Genomic DNA, 19,328 nt, shown 5'->3' on the forward strand with positions numbered 1-19,328 from the left:
CGGATGGCAAGCCTAAAGGAAATGCGCAATCGGATCTCGAGCGTCAAGGCGACGCAGAAGATCACGAAGGCGATGCAGATGGTGGCGGCGGCGAAGCTGCGCCGGAGCCAGGACGCGGCGGAAGCCGCCCGTCCGTACGCCCGGCGCCTGGCTTCGGTGATCGCCAATCTGGCCGCCGGCGTGTCGGGCGACGGGGCTCCGGCCCTGCTGACCGGCACGGGGCGCGACGATCGTCACCTGATCATCGTCGCCGCGGCCGATCGCGGCCTGGCCGGGGGCTTCACGTCGTCGATCGTGCGGGCCGCGCGCCAGCAGATCGACAGCCTGATCGCCCAGGGCAAGGACGTGAAGATCGTCTGCGTCGGCAAGAAGGTCAGCGCCCAGCTGAAGCGCCCCTACGGCGACAAGGTGGTCGAGAACTTCGACCTGTCGGCCTATCGTCAGTTCACCCTGTCGGTCGCCCAGCCGATCGCCGACGTCGTCACGCGCCTCTATGAAGCCGGCGACATCGACGTGGTCACGCTGTTCTACAGCCAGTTCAAGTCGGTCGTCGTCCAGACCCCGACGGCGCTGCAGCTGATCCCGGCCGTGGTCGACGGCGCCGCGGCGCCCGCGGGCCAAGGTCAAGGCGGGGGCGCTTCGGCGGTCTACGAGTACGAGCCCTCGGAAGAGGCCATTCTCGAGACCCTGCTGCCGCGCAACCTGACGGTCCAGATCCTGTCGGCCCTGCTGGACAACATGGCTGGCTTCTACGCCAGCCAGATGACCGCCATGGACAACGCCACGCGCAACGCCGGCGACATGATCAAGCGCTACACCCTCGAATATAACCGCTCCCGCCAGGCCCAGATCACCAAGGAGCTGATCGAGATCATCTCCGGCGCCGAAGCCGTCTGATCCAAGCCTAACGACACAAGCACGCAGAGACCGAAAGACCGCAAGCCATGGCCAAGACCCCGACTAAGGCTCCCGCCACCGAAACGCCGGCCGCCGCCGCCAAGAAGCCCGCCGCCCCCAAGGCCGCCGCGGCTCCGAAGGCCGCTGTCGCGAAGGCTCCCGCCGCCGCTAAGGCTCCGGCCGCCAGGAAGCCGGCCGCCCCGAAGGCCGCCGCCGCCTCGGCCAACGCCGCCGTCAACCTGGACGGCGCGACCGGCCGCCTGGTGCAGATCATCGGCGCCGTCGTCGACATCGAGTTCACCGGCGAGCTGCCGGCGATCCTGAACGCCGTCGAGACCGTCAACACCGCCACCGGCCAGCGCCTGGTGTTCGAAGTCGCTCAGCACCTGGGTCAGAACACCGTCCGCGCTATCGCCATGGACGCCACCGAAGGCCTCGTTCGCGGCCAGCCCGTGCGCGACACCGGCGAGTCGATCCGCGTTCCGGTCGGTCCGGGCACCCTGGGCCGCATCATGAACGTCATCGGCGAGCCGATCGACGAGCAGGGTCCGATCCAGTCGGACATCTATCGCACGATCCACCGCGACGCCCCGACCTTCGCCGAGCAGACCAACACCGCTGAAGTGCTGGTCACGGGCATCAAGGTCATCGACCTGATGTGCCCCTACACCAAGGGCGGCAAGATCGGCCTGTTCGGCGGCGCCGGCGTCGGCAAGACCGTGACGATGCAGGAACTGATCAACAACATCGCCAAGGCTTACGGCGGTTACTCGGTTCTGGCCGGCGTGGGTGAGCGCACCCGCGAAGGCAACGACCTCTATCACGAGATGATCGAGTCGAACGTCAACGTCGACCCGAAGGCCAACAACGGCTCGACCGAAGGCTCGCGCTGCGCCCTGGTCTACGGCCAGATGAACGAACCCCCGGGCGCCCGCGCCCGCGTCGCCCTGACCGGCCTGTCGATCGCGGAATACTTCCGTGACGAAGAAGGCAAGGACGTGCTGCTGTTCGTCGACAACATCTTCCGCTTCACCCAGGCCGGCGCCGAAGTGTCGGCTCTGCTGGGCCGCATTCCCTCGGCCGTGGGCTATCAGCCCACCCTGGCCACCGAGATGGGCAACCTGCAGGAGCGCATCACCTCGACGAACAAGGGTTCGATCACCTCGGTCCAGGCCATCTACGTGCCCGCCGACGACTTGACCGACCCGGCCCCGGCCGCCTCGTTCGCCCACTTGGACGCCACCACCGTTCTGAGCCGCGACATCGCCGCCCAGGCCATCTTCCCGGCCGTCGATCCGCTGGACTCGACCTCGCGGATCATGGACCCGCTGGTCATCGGCGAAGAGCACTACAATGTGGCCCGCTCGGTCCAGGAAGTGCTGCAGCAGTACAAGGCCCTGAAGGACATCATCGCGATCCTGGGCATGGACGAGCTGTCGGAAGAGGACAAGCTGGTCGTCTCGCGCGCCCGCAAGATCTCGCGCTTCCTGTCGCAGCCCTTCCACGTCGCCGAGCAGTTCACCAACACGCCGGGCGCCTTCGTCCAGCTGAAGGACACGATCCGCTCGTTCAAGGGCATCGTGGACGGCGAGTACGACCACCTGCCGGAAGGCGCCTTCTACATGGTCGGCCCGATCGAGGAAGCCGTGGCCAAGGCCGAAAAGATGGCGGCTGAAGCCTAATGACCGAAGACACGGAACTGGCCGGTTTCTGCTGCGAGGAGCTGGCGGAGGCGGTGTCTCCGGACACCAACGCCGGTCTCATCGAGCATGACAGCGGCCTGATCCTGCTGAACCTCGGTGAGCGGGAAGAAGAGGGCGAGACGGGCTTGATGCTGGCCACGATCCACTTCTGCCCGTTCTGCGGGACCGAAATCCAGACCGACGAAGACATCGAGGCCGCCCTGGGCGGTGTCGAGGAGACCTTCAACTGATGGCCAAGCTGCATTTTTCCCTGGTTGCACCCGAGCGCGAACTGTTCTCCGGCGACGTGGACATGGTCCAGGCTCCCGGCGCGGAAGGCGACTTCGGCGTCCTGGCCAACCACGCTCCGTTCATGACCACCCTGCGCGAAGGCAAGGTGACCGTGAAGGACGGCGCGACGACCAAGGTGTTCGACATCCAGGGCGGCTTCGCCGACGTCGGTCCGGAAGGCCTGACGATCCTGGCCGAGCACGCCGTCGAAGCGGCCTGATTCAGGTTTTCTACGTGTTCTGAAACGCCCTCGGTCCTCGTGATCGGGGGCGTTTTCGCGTGTGGGGCGACCATCCGTGGTGTCAAGCGTAAGAAAATTACACTTGTGGCCCAATCTTGGTCTTAATCCGTAGCCATAAGGGTTGCGAGGGACCGTCCGTCGGTTTTAATGCCGACCTCTCGTCTTGTTGGGGATATCCAGCCTATGCGCCTTGCGCTCGCCAGCCTGATCGCCCTCGGTGCGGTCTCGACCGCCGCCGTTGCTCAGGAGCAAACCACCGCTCCCGCCGCCACGCCCGCTCCGGCTCCGGCCGCCGCGCCAGCCCCGGCCGATCAGGCCGCTCCCGCCGCCGCTCCGGCTGATCAAGCCGCGCCGCCCGTCGCCGCGCCGGCCGCCAGCGCCGCTCCGGCCGAAACCTATACCGCTCCGGTTCGCGGTCCGCGCACCACCGACCCGCTGTCGGTCCGCCTGATGGACGTGCTGGACAAGGTCTGCAAGCCGTCGGTCGCCGGCGGCGACTTCGCGCAGCTGGTCAAGGACTACGGCTTCAAGAAGAAGAAGGAACAGTGGGTCTTCGCGCTCGAGAAGCCCTACAACATCACCCTGGACAACCCGGGCTCGAACAAGAACGTCTGCACGATCACCATCGACTACGCGCAGACCCCCGAGCAGGCTCAGGAACTGGCCAACGCCCTGCACGACTACGCCACCTGGGAAAACAGCCCGCAGCTGCGCCTGATCCGCAACGACCAGACGGTCGGTAGCGACTTCCGCCGCTTCACCGTGTCGTGGGACGACGCCTGGGCTGGCGGCCACGCCGGTCTGGTGTTCATGCGGCTGAAGAAGACCGACGAAACCTCGGTCGGCAAGAACTTCGAACGCGCCCAGATCCTTTACAGCACCACCAGCCGCTAAGGCCCGTTGGTTGCCCTTCGGGGCGGCGCGATCTATCTAGGCGAGGCGCGGGGGACGACCCCCGCGCCTTTTGCTTTTCGCGAAGGCCGATTGTCCGGGGACGACCCCACCTTTTCAGGAAAGGGGCTCGTCGTGGCCTGGATCATTCTCCTCATCGCCGGCGTCTTCGAAGTGGGCTGGGCCGTGGGCCTGAAGTTCACGGAGGGCTTCACCAAGCCGATCCCGATCGCGCTGACGGCGGTCAGCCTGGTGCTGTCCATGGGGCTGCTGGGCTGGGCGGTGAAGACCCTGCCTCTGGGCACGGCCTACGCCGTCTGGACCGGCGTCGGCGCGGTCGGCACGGCCATTGTCGGCATCGTGCTGTTCAAGGAGCCGGCGACGGCCGCCCGGCTCGTCTGCCTGGGCCTGATCGTGGCCGGGATCCTGGGGCTGAAGGTGTTCTCGCCGACGGCTTAAGCCGCTGCCCGGCCTTCGTCAGCGATAAACGCCAGGCACCGTTCCGCCACCTTTTCCCAGCCCGGCTCCCCGGGAAGCCAGTGGCTCATCTCGGGGAACACCTCGACGCCGCCGCCCAGGCGCGCGGCGGTCTGGCGGACCGTGGCGGGCGGATGGATGACGTCCTGGCCGCCGGCGATCGCCAGCACGGAACAGCCCGGCGCCGAGACCGAGGTGGTCATGAAGGGGTCCAGCCACCAATTGAGCGTTTCCCAGAGGGCCCGGCCGCTCTCGGCCGTCATGCGGGCGAAGATCGCCTTTCGCTCGGGGCGCTGCAGGCGGTCGACGCTGTAGCGCCGCACCACGCCATAGTCCGGCGCGATGGCCTGCAGCCAGTAGGGGCCGAGGCTGTAGAGGCTGACGGCCGAGACCGCCTCCTCCAGGCTCGCGCCCGAGACGCCCCAGGGCGCGGAGGGGGCCAGCAGGATCAGCTTGGCGGCCTTGGCGCGGCTGGCGGCCATCTGGGCGACCAGGCCGCCCATCGAGTGGCCGATCACGATCGGCGGCGTCTCGCAGGTCTCGATCAGGCGCGCGATCTGGCGCGCGTAGTCGCTCATCGAGACACCGGCGGCGCTGCTCTGGCCGTCATGACCGATCAGGTCGGGCGTCAGCACGCGATGACCCGCCGCCTCGAACGGCGCGCGGAAGGCGTCGAAGGTCCAGCCGCCGCAGAAGGCGCCGTGGACCATGATCACGGGTGCGCGCATGAACGCCCTAAAGAAACCCCGCCGACGAAGCAGCCGGCGGGGAGCAGCCTACACGCTCTACTTCGCCTTGGGCGAGGTTTTGGCGGCCGTCTTTGTCGCAGGGGCTTTGGCGGCGGCCTTGGGCGCGGCGGCTGCTTTCGGAGCAGCGGCCTTCGGAGCGGGGGCGGCCTTGGGAGCGGCAGCCTTGGGCGCGGCCTTGGCGGCGACCGGTTTCGCGGCCGCGGCCTTCGGAGCGGCCTTCGGCGCGGCGGCCTTGGCGGGAGCCGGAGCGGCCTCGGCCTTCGGCTTGGCGGGGGCCTTGGGCTTGGCGGCCGGAGCGGCCTTGGCGGCGGGCTTCGGCGCGGCGGCGGCCTTGGCCGGAGCCTTGGCGGCTGGAGCCTTCGCGGCCGGCTTCGGCGCGGCCTCGGTCTTGGCGGGCGCGGCCTTCGCCGGCGCCTTGGGTTTCGCCTCGGCCTTCGGCTTGGCGGCGGCCTTGGGAGCCGCCGCCTTCTTCGGCGCGGGCTTCTCGGCCGCCGGGGCGGGAGCCGCCGCCACCGGGGTCGGCGCGGGCGCCGGAGCTGGAGCCGGAGCCGGGGTCGGTTCCGCCGCCTTCACGGGCGCGGGCGTCGGCGCGGGTTCGGGCGGCTTAGCCGGAGCCGGAGCCGGAGCCGGAGCCGGAGCCGGGGCGGGCGCGGGGGCCGGAGCCGCCGTCGTGGCCGGGGTTTGCTTCTTGCCCGTCAGCCAGGCGATCACGTCGTCGAGGATCTTCATCGTGTTGGGCTCGTCTATGAGATAATGGGCGTTGTTGGGATAGATCTTGAGGTCGGCCTGCGGGTACTTGCGGCCGAGGCGCTGGACGTCGTCCAGCGGCGTGGTGCGGTCCAGGGCGCCGGCATTGATCAGGATCGGCACGGTCACCTTGGTTTCGTCGACATAGGCGGTCTTGTGGACGTCCTTGTGCGGCCAGGCCAGGTCGGCCAGCGCCTGGCCGCTGTCATAGACCATCGTCGCGTAGAGCGCGTCGTGACGCTCGGCCGGCACGGCGTTCATGACGCCGAACTTGAAGCCGGTCTTCCACATCTTGCCCGCCCGGGTCTCGGGTTTGGATCGGAGGGCCATGTTCAGGAAGGTGAAGACCGGAGAGAGCTTGGGCTTGCCGCGCGCATCGGCCGGCGAGGCCGGGGCGAACAGCACCAGCGCCGACGCGTGGCCGGCCTCGGCGACCTTCTGGGCGATCAGCCCGCCCATCGAATGGCCGAAGACCAGCGGCTTCTTGCCGGTCTCCTTGGCCAGGGTCTGGGCCAGGGCGCTCATCTCGGCGACATAGTCGGCCAGAGAGAGGCCGACCAGACCCGCGCGCGGACCTTCGACCGTGCGCACCGCCGATCGGATGGTCGGCGCCTCCACGCGATAGCCTTCGGCCTTCAGCCGCGCGGCGACGGGACCCCAGACGTCCCCCGCGCAGCCATAGCCGTGAATCAGCAGGACCGTATTCGCCATTCGATACTCCCCAGCGCGGGAGATCAGCCGCCGCGCGCGAACTCCTGGAACGCGGCGACCACAGCTTCGTAGACCCCGCGCTTGAAGGGTACGATCAGTTCGGGTGCTTCGTCGAGCCTGCCCCATTTCCAGGCGTCGAACTCGACGTGCGCGTCCGCTTCCAGATCGATCTCGGCCTCGTCGCCGATGAAGCGATAGGCGAACCAGACTTGCTTCTGCCCCAGCCAGCCGCGCGAGCGCTTCTCGTTGGCCAGCACCTCGGGCGGAAAGTCGTACGTGATCCAGCCTTCGGTGCGTCCCAGAAGTTCGACGGAGCTGACGCCGGTCTCCTCGGCCAGCTCGCGCCGGGCGGCGGCCTCCAGGTCCTCGCCTTCGTCGACCCCGCCTTGCGGGAACTGCCAGTTGTAGGGCGGGGGCTGTTTGTGGCGGCGACCCAGCCAGACGCGGCCGTCCGGATGGAACAGGACGACGCCGACGTTCGGTCGGTGCTTGGGATGGTCGAGCTCGGTCATGCCGAGCCTTTTTCCACGAGTTCTAGCGGTGCGCCAGGGCTGACGCCGGGGCCAGCTGCATGCCGCGCGCCTGCAGGCCGGCGGCCCAGATACGCACCTGGTTGATCGTCACCGGATAGGCGAAGCCCGAGCCCAGCGCCTGTCCGCGACCGGCCGCGCCGGTCTCAAGGGCCTTGAGCTGAGTGTCGATGGCGCCGGCCGAGAGCTCGTCGTCGATCACGCGGTCGGCCGAGGCGCGCGGGATCGGGCCGGCGCGGCGGGCGGCCAGGCCGTCGTCGACGAAGGCCAGGCCCCGCGACTTGAGCACGCCGTTGAAGGTGGCCATCGCCTGGTCGTTGTCGACGAAGCGGGCGCCCAGATAGTTCGACAGGCCGAAATAGCCGGTGGCGCGCGACATCAGCCATTCCAGCTTGCGCACGGTGTCTTCGGGCCTGTTGGCGGCGATCAGGGTGTAGGGACCCGGATCGTTGGCCGGATAGTCGGCCGGCTCCATCGGGGTCTCGAGCAGCACCTCGTGGCCATGGGCGCGGGCCAGGTCGATCCAGCCCTGCAGGCCCTCGGCATAGGGCGCGAAGGACAGGGTGATCTCGCCCGGCAGGGTCTCGATCGCCGCGCGGGTGGTCTGGGCGTTGAGGCCGAGCCCTCCGATGACCATCGACACCTTGGGGCGGCCGTTGGGCGTGAAGGGGCGAGCATAGGCCTCGGCCGCGGTGCGGCCGTCGGCGCCGATGATCGGCAGAGGGCCGCCGCCGGGGCCCGGCGCGGTCAGGCCGGCGATCGGGGCCTGGGCCAGGCCCGGGCCCTGCTGGATCGGCGGCAGGTTCTGCAGGCCCTCGGCGGCCGGCGCCTTGCCCTCTTCGGGCTTCACCGGGGCGAAGGGATTGGCCGACAGGTCCAACTGGCCGGGCGCCAGTTCGGCCCCGTGCGGATCCTCGCCGCCCAAGCCCTCGCGCCAGCCCTCCGGCGCGTTCTTGGTGGCGCCGATCTTGGTCAGCTCCAGGCGAATCACCGGCGAGCCGGCGTGCGGGTCGCTGGTGATCAGAACCAGCGTCGCCAGCGAGGCCAGGAACAGGCAGGCCGCGCCGCTGGCGCCGATGAAGGGATTGCTGACCGCGGCCATCAGCTTGGCGCGCAGGTCGCCGGACCCGCCCGGAGCGGGCGCGGCGGCGGCATAGGCGGGCTTACGCGAAAAGGATACGGCCATGACCTCTTAAGGCTAGCGGGCAAGCTTCGAATATATGGTTAACGAGGTATGGCCGTATGGCGTTCTGATGACCTTCTGGCCGCGGCGCGGCGACGCGGGCGCCGCTGAAATTGGCGTTTTCTGCAATCGCCGCAGGCGTTGAACGCTGAGTGCGGTCACGGGCGGTCTGATCGGTTGACGGGCGCGGCCCCGGCTCCTTCCCTGGAGTCCTCTCGCGGGAGAGATCGGGCCCCGGCCCGGCGCTGAAGGCGAAACCGCCCCGGAAACGCTCAAGCAGAAGGACCGCGCGAGATGTTGAACGCTGGAAAGCAGGGCGCGTAACGCCCTCGCCGAAGGAGCAAGGCGACCGCCCGTCCATCGGAGGCGGGGCGCTGAATCTCTCAGGCCCAAGGACAGCGGGGGTGCGAAGGCGAGCCGTCCCGGCCCGCTCAGACCCACGCGTGCGCCAATGCAGATCTAGGTATTTCCATATCGATATAGCCAAATGCAATGAACGCGATCGTCGTGCACGACTTTCGTGAGATATCTGTTAGATATATAATATGAATATATTCAAAGTGTTCATAAATCGAACATGGATGCGTAACGTTTCCACTTTGTGATTATGTGGATGCGATCCGAGAAATTCTTAGTTTACCTGCGATGAGGCGTTGATGACGTTGCCCTGGTCAAAATGATCGGGGATAGTCATGACCACTCGCATACCTGCACACGCCGCCGTTCGTCTTAGGGCGCTGCTGCTCGCCGCCTCGGTTCTGGGAAGCGCCACGCCGGTCCTGGCCCAGGAAGCCGACAAGGCGGCCGAACTGGAAACCGTCGTGGTGACCGGAAAGCGCCTGTCGGAAGCCAGCGTCGCCATCGGCACCGACCACGCCACGGCCACCGTTTCGATCACCCGCGAGGCTCTGTTGTCCGCGCCGGCGGGGATCACCGGCCTGAAGATGCTGGAGAGCCTGCCGGGCTTCAACGTCCAGGCCAACGACGCCCTGGGCATGTACGAGTTCGGCAATTCGGTCTCGGTGCGGGCCTTCAACTTCCAGCAGATCGGCTTCCTGCTGGACGGCATCCCGATGGGCCGCAGCGACCAGTTCGGCGGCAGCCCGATCTATCGCTATGTCGACAACGAGAACCTGCTGCGGGTGACCGCTTCGGCCGGGGCCGGCGACGTCGCCCTGCCCAGCTATGCCTCGCTGGGACCCATCGTCGACTACTTCACCCAGGCCCCGTCGGAGGAGATGGGCGGCGCGATCAGCCAGACCTTCGGCAGCGACGACCTGCGCCGCACCTTCCTGCGCCTGGAATCCGGCAAGGTGGGTCCGCTGTCGGGCTATGTCAGCGGTTCTTGGATCAAGGGCGACCTGTGGCGCGGCCCGGGCACGATCGATCGCAAGCACTACGAGGGCAAGCTGCAGTACGACCTGCCCAACGGCGGCGACATCAGCTTCCAGACCGTCCACAACGATTATTTCGACTATGACAGCCCGTCGATCACCAAGGCTCAGTACGCCGGAACGGCGGGCGACGTGTTCGGCCGCCAGGGGCGCTATTTCGCCTATCTGGGCGCGGTGCCCACCTCGGTTCCGTTCGGCACGCCGCTGTCGATCCCGACGGGCAGCTTGCCGGAAGCCGTGGCGGGGGTGCCGTACTCCAACGCCAACTACGCCCAGTACTACAAGTTCGCGGTCAACAAGCGGAAGGACCACCTGTACGGCCTGACGCTGAACACGCCGATCACCGACAACTTCGACCTGACCACCACGGCCTATTACGAGGACAAGGGCGGCTACGGCGTCTCGCCCGAGGCCTATTCGACCTCTAAGTCCAGCTATGACGCCGAGGTCGGCAAGGTGGCCGGCATCGTCGCCCCGCGCGGCATCCAGTACGGCCTCTCCGGCATCGACGGCATCCGCAAGGGCGTCACCGCCAAGGTCGCCTGGCGCCTCGGCTTCAACAAGATCGAGGCCGGCCTCTGGCTGGAGAACGACGACTATCACCGCACCCAGAACCGCTACAACGTCGAGAACGGCAATCCCGACGGCAAGCCGCTGTTCAACGAGCGGGTCCACGCCCAGCGCGACTACAAGTCGCTGCGCGAGACCAAGCAGTTCTTCGTCAAGGACACCGTCACCCTGCTGGACGCCAAGCTGAAGCTGGAGCTGGGCTTCAAGGCCACCGACATCGACTACAAGATCGCCGGCTATCGCAATCCGTTGGACTACATCAACGGCCGCCACCCGATCCTGAAGGACAACTGGAAGGACAGCTTCCTGCCCCAGGTCGGCGCGGTCTACAGCGTGACCGGCCGCGACCAGATCTTCGCCTCGTACTCCGAGAACATGGCCCTGCCGCGCGGCGCCGACGACATCTTCTCGGCCGCCAGCCCGACCGTCGCCGGCCCCGATCCCGAGACCTCGACCAACTGGGAGCTGGGCTACCGCGCCAACCACAAGACGTTCAACGCCTCGATCGTGGCCTACCAGACCGAGTTCAAGAACCGCCTGCAGGCCTTCGCCTCGCTGGTGCCCGGCGGCGGCGGCACGACCGAGACCTTCTACCAGAACGTCGGGGCGGTGAAGGCCAAGGGCGTCGAGTTCAGCGGCCAGTGGAAGCCGGAGATCTTCGCCGGCAAGGCCTATTTCAACGCCAACGTCTCGTACAACGACGCCAAGTTCCAGGACGACGTCCTGAACTACCGCGCCAGCACCACGGCCGCGCCGGCCACCCTGGCCGTCGCCGGCAAGAAGGTGCCGGACTTCCCCGACTGGGTGTTCCAGGGCGGCGTGACGCTGGAGCCGTTCGATGGCCTGCTGATGAACGTCTCGGCCCGCCACCTGGAGAGCCGCTTCACCAACTTCGTCAACAGCGAGAAGGTCGGCGGCTACACCATCGTCAACGCCTATATCGACATCGGCGACGGCTTCGCGGCCGGGCCGTTCAGCCAGGTCAAGGCGCGGGTCAACATCGATAACCTGTTCGACAAGGACTATCTGGGCACGATCAACACCACGGTGAACACGCCGGCCAGCTTCCGTCCGGCCCCGCCGCGCACGATCCAGTTCACGATCTCCGCCGACTTCTAGTCCCCGCCCTCCGGTCGGCCTCTGCAAAGGCCGGCCGGACCCTTTTCGAGCGTACTCATGACCCGTTTCCTCCTCGCCACGACCGCCGCCCTGGCCCTGGTCGCCGGCGCCGCGCCCATGACGGCCTGGGCCGCCGATCCGGCCGCCGCGCGCAAGCTGCACGAGGGCCTGCTGACCCTCGACACCCACCTGGACACCCCCGCCAATTTCGGCCGGCCGGGCTGGGACATTCTCGATCGCCATTCCGCCGACAAGGACGGCTCGCAGATCGACTATCCGCGCATGGTCGAGGGCGGGCTGGACGGCGGCTTCTTCGCCATCTTCACCAACCAGGGACCGCGCACGCCCGAGGCCACGCGCGCCGCCCGCGACGCGGCGATCATCCGCGGCGTCGAGATCCGCGAAATGGTCGCCAAGCACGGCGACAAGTTCGCCCTGGCCCTGAAGGCCGACGACGCCGAGCGCATCGCCGCCCAGGGTAAGCGCGTGGTCTTCGTCAGCGTCGAGAACAGCTATCCGATGGATGGCGACGTCACCCTGCTGTCGACCTTCTACGCGCTGGGCGTGCGGATCTCGGGCCTGGCCCACTTCAAGAACAACGACATGGCCGACAGCTCGACCGACACGCCCGAGTGGCATGGCCTGTCGCCGCTGGGCAAACAGTTCGTCGCCGAGGCCAACCGCCTGGGCGTGGTGCTGGACGGTTCGCACTCGTCCGACGAGGTGCTGGATCAGCTGATCGCCCTGTCCAAGACGCCGGTGATCCTGACCCACTCGGGCTGCAAGGCGGTGTTCAACCATCCGCGCAATGTCGACGACGCCCGCATCAAGGCCCTGGCGGCTAGCGGCGGCGTCATCCAGGTCGACGCCTATTCCAGCTACCTGATCGAGACGCCCAAGAACGCCGAGCGCGACGCGGCCATGGCGGCGCTACGGGCCAAGGCGGGCGCGCGGGCCAAGATGACCGAGGCCGAACGCGCGGGCTTCATGGCCGAGATGAAGGCGATCGACGCCAAGTACCCCGTCCCGAAGGCGACCTTCGAGGACTTCATGAACCACCTGAACCACGCGCTGAAGGTGGCCGGCGTCGACCACGTCGGGATCGGCATCGACTTCGACGGCGGCGGCGGGGTGACCGGTCTGAACGACGCCTCGGACTACTGGAAGATCAGCGAGCGCCTGCTGGCCGAGGGTTACACCCGCGACGACTTGGCCAAGATCTGGGGCGGCAACGTCCTGCGGCTGCTGCGCGCGGCCGAGGCGGCCAAGGCGGCTTAAAGTCGTGCTCTAGCCGCTCAACAGCTTGTCATCCCGGCCGCAGCGAAGCGGAGAGCCGGGACCCAGGGGCCACTGGCAGTGCGCCGGCCGCTGGGTCCCGGACAGCCTCTTCGAGGCTTCCGGGATGACAAGGATTTTTGGCTTTGAATTTGTTGAAGACCCGAGGCTTTGTCCCGAACGAAAAGCGCCGCCCCGGTTTCCCGGAGCGGCGCTGATCGGATCGAGGAAGGCGAAGGCCTATTTGTTCTCGCTGACCGGCTTGCCGCTCGCCGCGGCGGCCGCCTTGGCGGTGACCTCGGCGACCTTGGCCGCCGGCTTGGGCAGCTTCGGCGTATTGGCGACGCCGCCGGCGTTCAGCACGGCGATGGCGCGCTGCAGCTGGAAGTCGCCCTTCTTGTCGTCGAAGGCGGTCGGCGGGGCTTCGGCCGGGGTGTGGACGCCCACGCGGCTCTTGCCCTCGTCGGCGTTCAGCGCGTTCTTGAAGCTGGCCTCGCTGAACCAGACGCGGTTGGCGATGTCCTGGGCCTGGTCGCGGGTCTGGGCGACCTCGAGGTCCGGGGCGATGCCGGTCTTCTGGATCGAGCGGCCCGACGGCGTGAAGTACTTGGCCGTGGTCAGCTTCAGGGCGCCGTCGGCCCCGCCGCGCAGCGGGATCACGGTCTGCACCGAACCCTTGCCGAAGCTGGTCAGGCCGACCAGTTCAGCGCGGTGGCGATCCTGCAGGGCGCCGGCGACGATCTCAGCGGCCGAGGCCGAGCCCTGGTTGATCAGCACGACCATCTTCATGCCGTTCAGCAGGTCGCCGGGACGAGCATTGTAGCGCTGGATGTTGCGCGGATCGCGGCCGCGCTGGCTGACCACCTCGCCGCCGTCCAGGAACACGTCGGCCACGCCGACCGCCTGGTCCAGCAGGCCGCCCGGATTGTTCCGGAGGTCGAGGATCAGGCCCTTCATCTTCGGGTTCTTGGCCTTCAGATCATTGATCGAGGCGACCAGGGCGTCGGTGGCCTTCTCGTTGAAACCGGGCAGGCGGACGTAGCCGTAGTCGCCTTCCATGCGGGCGATGGCGGCCTTGGGTTTGATCACCTCGCGGACCAGCTTGACGTCGAACGGATCGGTCTTGTCGCGGGCGATGGTCAGGGTGACGCCTTCGCCGGGCTGGCCGCGCATCTGCTTGACCGCCTCGTTGACGGTCAGGCCCAGCACGCTCTGGCCGTTGACGGCGGTGATGTAGTCACCGGCCTGGACGCCGGCGCGGGCGGCCGGAGTGCCGTCCATCGGCGAGATCACCTTCACGACGCCGTCCTCGCTGGTCACTTCCAGGCCCAGGCCCCCGTATTCGCCGCGGGTGGTGTCCTGCATGTCCTCGTAGGCGTCGGGCGCCAGATAGCCCGAGTGCGGGTCGAGGCTGGTCAGCATGCCGTCCAGGGCCGCTTCGATCAGCTTCTTGTCGTCGACCTCGGTGACGTACTGGTCCTCGACCGTGCCCAGCACGTCGCCGAACAGCTCAAGCATCTTGTAGGTCTTGGTCTTAGGCGCGTTGTTGGCCTGGGCGATGGGACTGACATAAGCCATGGCCCCCGCGCCGAGGACGAAGGCGGAAACGCCGATGAGCAGGTACTTGCGCATTAAGGCCCGGAAGGCTCCCTACGCGACGCGCGGCGTCGCAACCGAATTTAGCCCCACCCAACCACTGTCAGAGGCCGGAGGTATAATTACGGCCACCATTACTGAAAAAGCCGTCTACCGCGACTCCTGTTTGAGCCAACGCTCCGGATCGGCCGGCGCGCCGTTCTCCCGGACCTCCAGATAGAGTTCCGGCTCGGAAGATACATGATCCGGCATCTTCCCGATGGGGGCGCCGACCGCGACAGATTGTCCGGGTGAGGCCGTTATCTGGTCGAGGCCCGCCACCACCACGTGATAGGCGCCCTGGGCGCGAAGGATCAGCACCGCGCCCCAGCCGTTCAGCGCGCCGGCGTACTCGACGGTTCCGGCGACGGGCGCGGTGACGGTCAGGCCCTTCTCCGTGCGCACGGTCAGGCCGGGCGACTTGCCGCCGGCCGGCATGTCCTGGCCGAAACGGCGGACGATCTCGCCGGCGGCGGGACGTCGCAGCACCAGCGGCCCGGTGGCATCGACCCTAGCCAGGCCGTCGGTCAGGGCGCCTAGGGTGCGCAGCTCGTTCTGCTGGGTCAGGGCCTCCTGGGCATAGGCCCGCTCCAGCTGGGTCTTCTCGATGATCAGCCGCTCGATCTCGCCCTTGCGATCGGCGACCGCGCTCTCGGCGGTGAACAGTTCGGCCGAGGCGGCGGCGGCCTCGCGGCGCAGTGTCCCGACCGCCACGGCCTGGCGGCCATAGGCCTCGGCGCGCTTCTGCAACTCGGGCGTCATGGCGCGGATCAGGATCGCGGCCCGCACCGCATCGCGCGCATCGTTCGGCGTCACCAGCAGCGCCGGCGGCGGATCGCGGCGGAACAGCTGCAGGGCCGACAGCAGCAGCGACAGCCGCTGCCGGTTGGCGCCCAGGTCGGCCAGGATGGCGTTCTCGCGGGCGTTCAGGGCTTCCAGCCGGGCCCGCTTGGCGTCGACGTCGCCGCCGGCGGCGATGCGGGCGTGGTCCAGGCGGTCCAGCTCGGCGCGCAGATCCTCGATCTCGCGACGGGTGTCGATGGCGGTCTGGCGATCCCTGGCCCGCTGGTCCTCGACGATGCGGTCAGCGCGCTGCCAGCCGACCACGGCCGTCGGGACGGCGAGGACCAGGGCGCAAACGGCGATGACGAGTCGCGAGCGGGACATCGCCCAACCTTTAGCCCTAGTCGCGGTGATAGGGCGAGCCCGACAGGATGGTGGCGGCGCGATAGACCTGCTCGGCCAGCATGGCCCTGGCCAGGGCGTGCGGCCAGGTCTGGGGGCCGAAGGCCATGGTCTCGTGGGCGTTCGCCAGGATCGAGGGATCCAGGCCGTCGGCCCCGCCGATCAGGAACACCACCCGCCGCGTCCCGTCGTCGCGCAGGCGGGCCAGGTGGTCGGCGAAGGCGCGGCTGGGCCGGACCTTGCCGTGCTCGTCGCAGGCGATGACGTGGGCGCCCTCCAGGTGCGGCCGCAGCACCTCGGCCTCGGCCGCCTTGCCGGGCTTGCGGGCCTCGACCTCGAGGATCTCGACCGGTCCCAGGGCCAGGGCGCGGCCGGACGCCGTGGCGCGGGACGCATAGTCCACGGCCAGCTGCGCCTCGACCATGCGGCCGAGTTTTCCGACGGTGAGGATTGTGATCTTCATCGGGGGAGTGCGTTGAGATCCCCGCCCTTCGACAGGCTCAGGGCGAGGATCTCAAGAACGCGCATCAATAGACCTCACCCTGAGCTTGTCGAAGGGCGAGGTCGCCTGGCGCTATCAGTTCGTCGCGGTGCGGTGCGGTGCGTCGACCGCCCAGATCTTCTCGATGTTGTAGAAGCTGCGCACTTCGGGACGGAACAGGTGGATGACGACGTCGCCGGCGTCGATCAGCACCCAGTCGCAATGCGGCAGGCCTTCGACCCGCGCCTTGCCGTAGCCGTTTTCCTTCAGCGCCCGCAGCAGGTGGTCGGCCAGCGCGCCGACGTGGCGGTGCGAACGGCCCGACGCCACGATCAGGCTGTCGGCGACCGAGCTCTTGTCCGCCAAGTCGATGTGGACGATGTCCTGGGCCTTGTCGTCATCCAGACGTTCCAGGATCAGGCGCTCCAGCGCCTTGAGATCGAGGGGCAGACTCAGGCCCGGGGATTCAGTCGATGACTCGGCGCCGGCCAGGCCTTCGTGCGCACTAAGCGCGGGGTCGCTACGCAGCGGATTGCTCCTTATGGGTTCGCTGTGGATATCTTCCATAGCACGGAATTGAGCCGGAAGTGAGGGGGTGATGGCCGAACGCCGATTCGTCGGCGCCCCTGAGGCGTTCACGCAACGCCCGAAAGCTTGGCTTTCAGCCCTTTTGCCGTGACCGCATAGCCGTGGAAGAGGCGAAGTTCAGCGGTCCGGTCAGGTAGACCCAGGCCGGCGACTTGGCGTCCGGCAGCCTGGCCGCGGCGCTGGCGGGCCAGCGGGCGAAGGCGAAGCGGCGGGCGGCCGGCGAGGTGCGGGCCTTCAGCGCGATCCAGGGGCGGGAGATCACCGCGACCGGAACCTCGCGCATGATCTGGGTCCAGCCGCGCCAGCGATGGAAGGTGGCCAGGCTGTCGGCGCCCATGACCCAGACGAACTTCACGCCAGGATAGCGCGCCCGCAGCACCCGCAGGGTGTCGATGGTGTACCGCGACCCCAGCCGCGTCTCGGCGTCCGAGACGATCATCCCCGAGCCGCGCGCCCAGCGGCGGGCGTTGGCCATCCGCTCGGCGACGGGGCGGGTCTCGTGCGACGACTTCAGCGGGTTCTGCGGCGACACCAGCCAGATGACGCGGTCCAGCTCCAGGCGGCGCATGGCGGTCTCGGCTACGTGGGCATGGCCCTCGTGCGCCGGGTTGAAGCTGCCGCCGAACAGGCCGACGCGCATGCCCGGCTCCAGGTGGAAGCCAAGACGCTGAGCGTTGGGCCGGCCGGCCTCAGGGACGAGTCTGGCCGGTCCCGCGAACCACATATTTGAATGTCGTCAGTTGCTCGGCCCCAACCGGGCCGCGGGCATGAAGCTTGTCGGTGGCGATGCCGATCTCGGCCCCGAAGCCGAACTCGCCGCCGTCGGCGAACTGGGTCGAGGCGTTGACCAGCACGATGGCGCTGTCGACCTCGGCCACGAAGGCGTCGGCGGCGCCGGTGTCCTCGGTGACGATCGCGTCGGTGTGGCCGGAGCCATAGGCCGCGATGTGTCGGGCCGCGCCGGCCACGCCGTCGACCACGGCCACGGCCAGGATCGGGGCCAGGTATTCGGTGGTCCAGTCCTCGACGGTGGCCTTCTTCATCGTCGGCTCGATGGCGCGCGCAGCCGTGTCACCCCGGAGTTCGCAGCCGGCCCGGATCAGGGCGTCGGCGATCGGCGGGAGAAGCTTTTCGGCGGCGGCCTTGTCGACCAGCAGGGTTTCGGCCGAGCCGCAGACCGACACCCGCCGCAGCTTGGCGTTGACGACGATGTCGACGGCCTTCTTCACGTCGGCGGCCGCGTGGACGAAGACGTGGTTGAGGCCTTCCAGATGGCCCAGCACCGGGGCGCGGGCCTCGGCCTGGACGCGGGCGACCAGGCTCTTGCCGCCGCGCGGGATGATCAGGTCGATGGCCTTGTCCAGGCCCGAGAGGAGGGCGCCGACGGCGGCGCGGTCGGGGGTCTTGACGATCTGGACGGCGGCGGCGGGAAGGCCAGCGGCCTTCAAACCGCGTTCTATCGAAGCGTACAGCGCGAGGTTGGAGTGGATGCACTCCGAGCCGCCGCGCAGGATCACCGCATTGCCCGAGCGCACGCACAGCGCCGCGGCGTCGGCGGTCACGTTCGGGCGGCTCTCATAGATCATGGCGATGACGCCGATGGGTGTGCGGACGCGGCTGATGTCCAGGCCGTTGGGCCGGGTCCAGCGCGCGGTGGCGACGCCGACAGGATCGGGGATGGCGGCCACGGCCTCGACCCCGGCGGCGACGTCTTCCAGCCGCGCCTCGTCCAGGGCCAGGCGATCCAGCATCGGGCCTGAGACGCCATTGGCCTCGGCGCGGCCCAGGTCCTTGGCGTTGGCGGTCAGGATGGCGACGGTGTCCTGGCGGATCGCGGCGGCCATGGCCTGGATGGCGGCGGTGCGCTGCTCTGGCGTGGCGAGGCGGAGCGCATGCGCGCCCTCGCGAGCCGTCCGGCCCATCCCCGCCATCGTCGCTTGCAAGCTGACGCCCGCGTCGTCCATCGTCCCCGTCCTGATCCTGATGGTCCTGGTAAGTTATGCTCAGGTTGAGGCTTACCTAGGCGCTTTCAGGGTAGGATGAAACAAGGTTCGTCTGAAAACGGACGGAGTTTTGGTGGGGCGGTCTCGCTTCAGGATGGGTCGCTGACCATCCAGGCTGGTATGTCGCTGGCGGCGTGCAGCACACGCCAGACGTCGATATGATCCTCGCGGGCAACGTAGAAGACGACATAGGGACAGCCGTGCAACGGCCAACCGCGCAGGCCGGGCAGGTCGAGCTCGTGGGCGTAGCGGCTTGAGCCGGCGTCCGGTCGTTCGCCGATCAGCCTATAGGCCCGTTCGAGCGCGTCGATGAAGCCGAGCGCGGCCTTCGGACTGGCTTCCGCGAGATAGAAATCCAGCGCGTCGTTGATGTCGCGCTCCGCCAGGGTGCGCGGAACGACGTCCTTGGACTTCAAGAGCGGCCACGCACGCGCGTCCGAAGCGCGTCGAAGTAGCTCGCGTCCGCCTTGGCGCCAGACGGCGCGGCCGCGCCATCCAGCAGCAGGGCGCGGAGATGCTGGCGGTTCTGGTCCTTGCGGATCAGTTCCCGGACATACTCGCTGCTGGTTCCATAACCCCGGCCGGAGACCTGCTCGTCGACAAAGGCCTTCAAGGCGTCCGGCAGCGAGATATTCATCGTGGTCATGGGATCAGGATGAGGTTCTTGGCAAAAATTGGC

Annotated in this window: 20 protein-coding genes, 2 pseudogenes and 1 riboswitch; of the genes and pseudogenes, 10 read left to right on the top strand and 12 right to left on the bottom strand. The window is 68.1% G+C overall.

The genetic code is table 11. The features are described from left to right. The first annotated feature begins 3 nt into the window (after window positions 1–3). From AC07R7_RS04710 to sugE, 6 genes are all read left to right on the top strand, one after another. Window positions 4–897, top strand: coding sequence for a F0F1 ATP synthase subunit gamma (locus AC07R7_RS04710; protein WP_494634325.1), 894 nt, complete (start codon window positions 4–6; stop codon window positions 895–897). Between the two features lie 47 nt (window positions 898–944). Beyond that, window positions 945–2,579, top strand: coding sequence for a F0F1 ATP synthase subunit beta (gene atpD, locus AC07R7_RS04715; protein WP_494634326.1), 1,635 nt, complete (start codon window positions 945–947; stop codon window positions 2,577–2,579). After that, window positions 2,579–2,830 carry a hypothetical protein gene (locus tag AC07R7_RS04720; protein WP_492102718.1) on the top strand — a complete coding sequence of 84 codons (252 nt, stop codon included), beginning with the start codon at window positions 2,579–2,581 and terminating at the stop codon, window positions 2,828–2,830. Before atpD ends, AC07R7_RS04720 begins: the two co-directional genes overlap by 1 nt. Further along, window positions 2,830–3,090 (top strand): ATP synthase F1 subunit epsilon, encoded by a 261-nt coding sequence (locus AC07R7_RS04725; protein WP_066686484.1) that lies wholly within the window; start codon window positions 2,830–2,832, stop codon window positions 3,088–3,090. Before AC07R7_RS04720 ends, AC07R7_RS04725 begins: the two co-directional genes overlap by 1 nt. Before the next feature lie 168 nt (window positions 3,091–3,258). Continuing rightward, window positions 3,259–4,005 carry a hypothetical protein gene (locus AC07R7_RS04730; RefSeq protein ID WP_492888208.1) on the top strand — a complete coding sequence of 249 codons (747 nt, stop codon included), beginning with the start codon at window positions 3,259–3,261 and terminating at the stop codon, window positions 4,003–4,005. Between the two features lie 132 nt (window positions 4,006–4,137). After that, a complete protein-coding gene (sugE, locus tag AC07R7_RS04735) occupies window positions 4,138–4,461 on the top strand; it encodes a quaternary ammonium compound efflux SMR transporter SugE (protein ID WP_492888207.1) in 324 nt (107 codons plus the stop codon). Here the strand turns inward: sugE and AC07R7_RS04740 are convergent. The 4 genes from AC07R7_RS04740 to AC07R7_RS04755 are packed head-to-tail and all read right to left on the bottom strand — an operon-like array spanning window position 4,458 to window position 8,402. Continuing rightward, complete coding sequence (locus AC07R7_RS04740; RefSeq protein ID WP_494634327.1) at window positions 4,458–5,207, bottom strand: alpha/beta fold hydrolase; 750 nt, start codon at window positions 5,205–5,207, stop codon at window positions 4,458–4,460. The genes sugE and AC07R7_RS04740 overlap by 4 nt on opposite strands. A 57-nt stretch (window positions 5,208–5,264) precedes the next feature. Beyond that, window positions 5,265–6,686, bottom strand: a complete 1,422-nt coding sequence (locus AC07R7_RS04745; RefSeq protein ID WP_494634328.1) for an alpha/beta hydrolase — start codon at window positions 6,684–6,686, stop codon at window positions 5,265–5,267. Between the two features lie 23 nt (window positions 6,687–6,709). Then, window positions 6,710–7,198, bottom strand: coding sequence for an RNA pyrophosphohydrolase (locus AC07R7_RS04750; RefSeq protein ID WP_492837496.1), 489 nt, complete (start codon window positions 7,196–7,198; stop codon window positions 6,710–6,712). 22 nt (window positions 7,199–7,220) lie between these two features. Continuing rightward, entirely contained in the window at window positions 7,221–8,402 is a 1,182-nt protein-coding gene (locus AC07R7_RS04755) for a divergent polysaccharide deacetylase family protein (RefSeq protein ID WP_492888204.1), read from the bottom strand. Between the two features lie 291 nt (window positions 8,403–8,693). Continuing rightward, window positions 8,694–8,808, top strand: a riboswitch (glycine riboswitch). A gap of 283 nt (window positions 8,809–9,091) precedes the next feature. Here AC07R7_RS04755 and AC07R7_RS04760 point away from each other — a divergent pair. The 3 genes and pseudogenes from AC07R7_RS04760 to AC07R7_RS04770 form a co-directional block, all read left to right on the top strand. Beyond that, entirely contained in the window at window positions 9,092–11,482 is a 2,391-nt protein-coding gene (locus AC07R7_RS04760) for a TonB-dependent receptor (RefSeq protein ID WP_494634329.1), read from the top strand. A gap of 57 nt (window positions 11,483–11,539) precedes the next feature. Beyond that, entirely contained in the window at window positions 11,540–12,760 is a 1,221-nt protein-coding gene (locus tag AC07R7_RS04765; protein ID WP_125154995.1) for a dipeptidase, read from the top strand. Window positions 12,761–12,774: 14 nt separating this feature from the next. Next, window positions 12,775–12,907 (top strand): annotated as a pseudogene (locus AC07R7_RS04770) (hypothetical protein); the annotation flags it as partial. A gap of 90 nt (window positions 12,908–12,997) precedes the next feature. On the opposite strand, the gene AC07R7_RS04775 reads toward AC07R7_RS04770, so the two are convergent. The 3 genes from AC07R7_RS04775 to rlmH form a co-directional block, all read right to left on the bottom strand. After that, on the bottom strand, window positions 12,998–14,389 hold the full coding sequence (locus AC07R7_RS04775) for a S41 family peptidase (RefSeq protein ID WP_494634330.1): 1,392 nt from the start codon (window positions 14,387–14,389) through the stop codon (window positions 12,998–13,000). Window positions 14,390–14,503: 114 nt separating this feature from the next. Further along, entirely contained in the window at window positions 14,504–15,559 is a 1,056-nt protein-coding gene (locus AC07R7_RS04780; protein WP_494634331.1) for a murein hydrolase activator EnvC family protein, read from the bottom strand. Between the two features lie 16 nt (window positions 15,560–15,575). Further along, a complete protein-coding gene (gene rlmH / locus AC07R7_RS04785; RefSeq protein ID WP_494634332.1) occupies window positions 15,576–16,040 on the bottom strand; it encodes a 23S rRNA (pseudouridine(1915)-N(3))-methyltransferase RlmH in 465 nt (154 codons plus the stop codon). A 17-nt stretch (window positions 16,041–16,057) separates the two neighbouring features. Here rlmH and AC07R7_RS04790 point away from each other — a divergent pair. Next, window positions 16,058–16,148 (top strand): annotated as a pseudogene (locus tag AC07R7_RS04790) (hypothetical protein); the annotation flags it as partial. Between the two features lie 6 nt (window positions 16,149–16,154). On the opposite strand, the gene rsfS reads toward AC07R7_RS04790, so the two are convergent. The 5 genes from rsfS to AC07R7_RS04815 form a co-directional block, all read right to left on the bottom strand. Then, complete coding sequence (gene rsfS, locus AC07R7_RS04795; protein ID WP_494634847.1) at window positions 16,155–16,586, bottom strand: ribosome silencing factor; 432 nt, start codon at window positions 16,584–16,586, stop codon at window positions 16,155–16,157. 133 nt (window positions 16,587–16,719) lie between these two features. Further along, entirely contained in the window at window positions 16,720–17,370 is a 651-nt protein-coding gene (locus tag AC07R7_RS04800; protein ID WP_492837488.1) for a nicotinate-nucleotide adenylyltransferase, read from the bottom strand. After that, complete coding sequence (locus AC07R7_RS04805; protein WP_494634333.1) at window positions 17,336–18,610, bottom strand: glutamate-5-semialdehyde dehydrogenase; 1,275 nt, start codon at window positions 18,608–18,610, stop codon at window positions 17,336–17,338. The genes AC07R7_RS04800 and AC07R7_RS04805 overlap by 35 nt, the downstream gene beginning before the upstream one ends. Before the next feature lie 128 nt (window positions 18,611–18,738). Then, a complete protein-coding gene (locus AC07R7_RS04810; RefSeq protein ID WP_494634334.1) occupies window positions 18,739–19,065 on the bottom strand; it encodes a type II toxin-antitoxin system RelE/ParE family toxin in 327 nt (108 codons plus the stop codon). Beyond that, the gene (locus tag AC07R7_RS04815) at window positions 19,062–19,295 is read right to left on the bottom strand and encodes a ribbon-helix-helix domain-containing protein (RefSeq protein WP_494634335.1); all 234 of its coding nucleotides are present in this window, start codon (window positions 19,293–19,295) and stop codon (window positions 19,062–19,064) included. Before AC07R7_RS04815 ends, AC07R7_RS04810 begins: the two co-directional genes overlap by 4 nt. Between the last annotated feature and the right edge of the window lie 33 nt (window positions 19,296–19,328).

Source organism: Caulobacter sp. GW821-FHT05F04, from assembly GCF_059419665.1.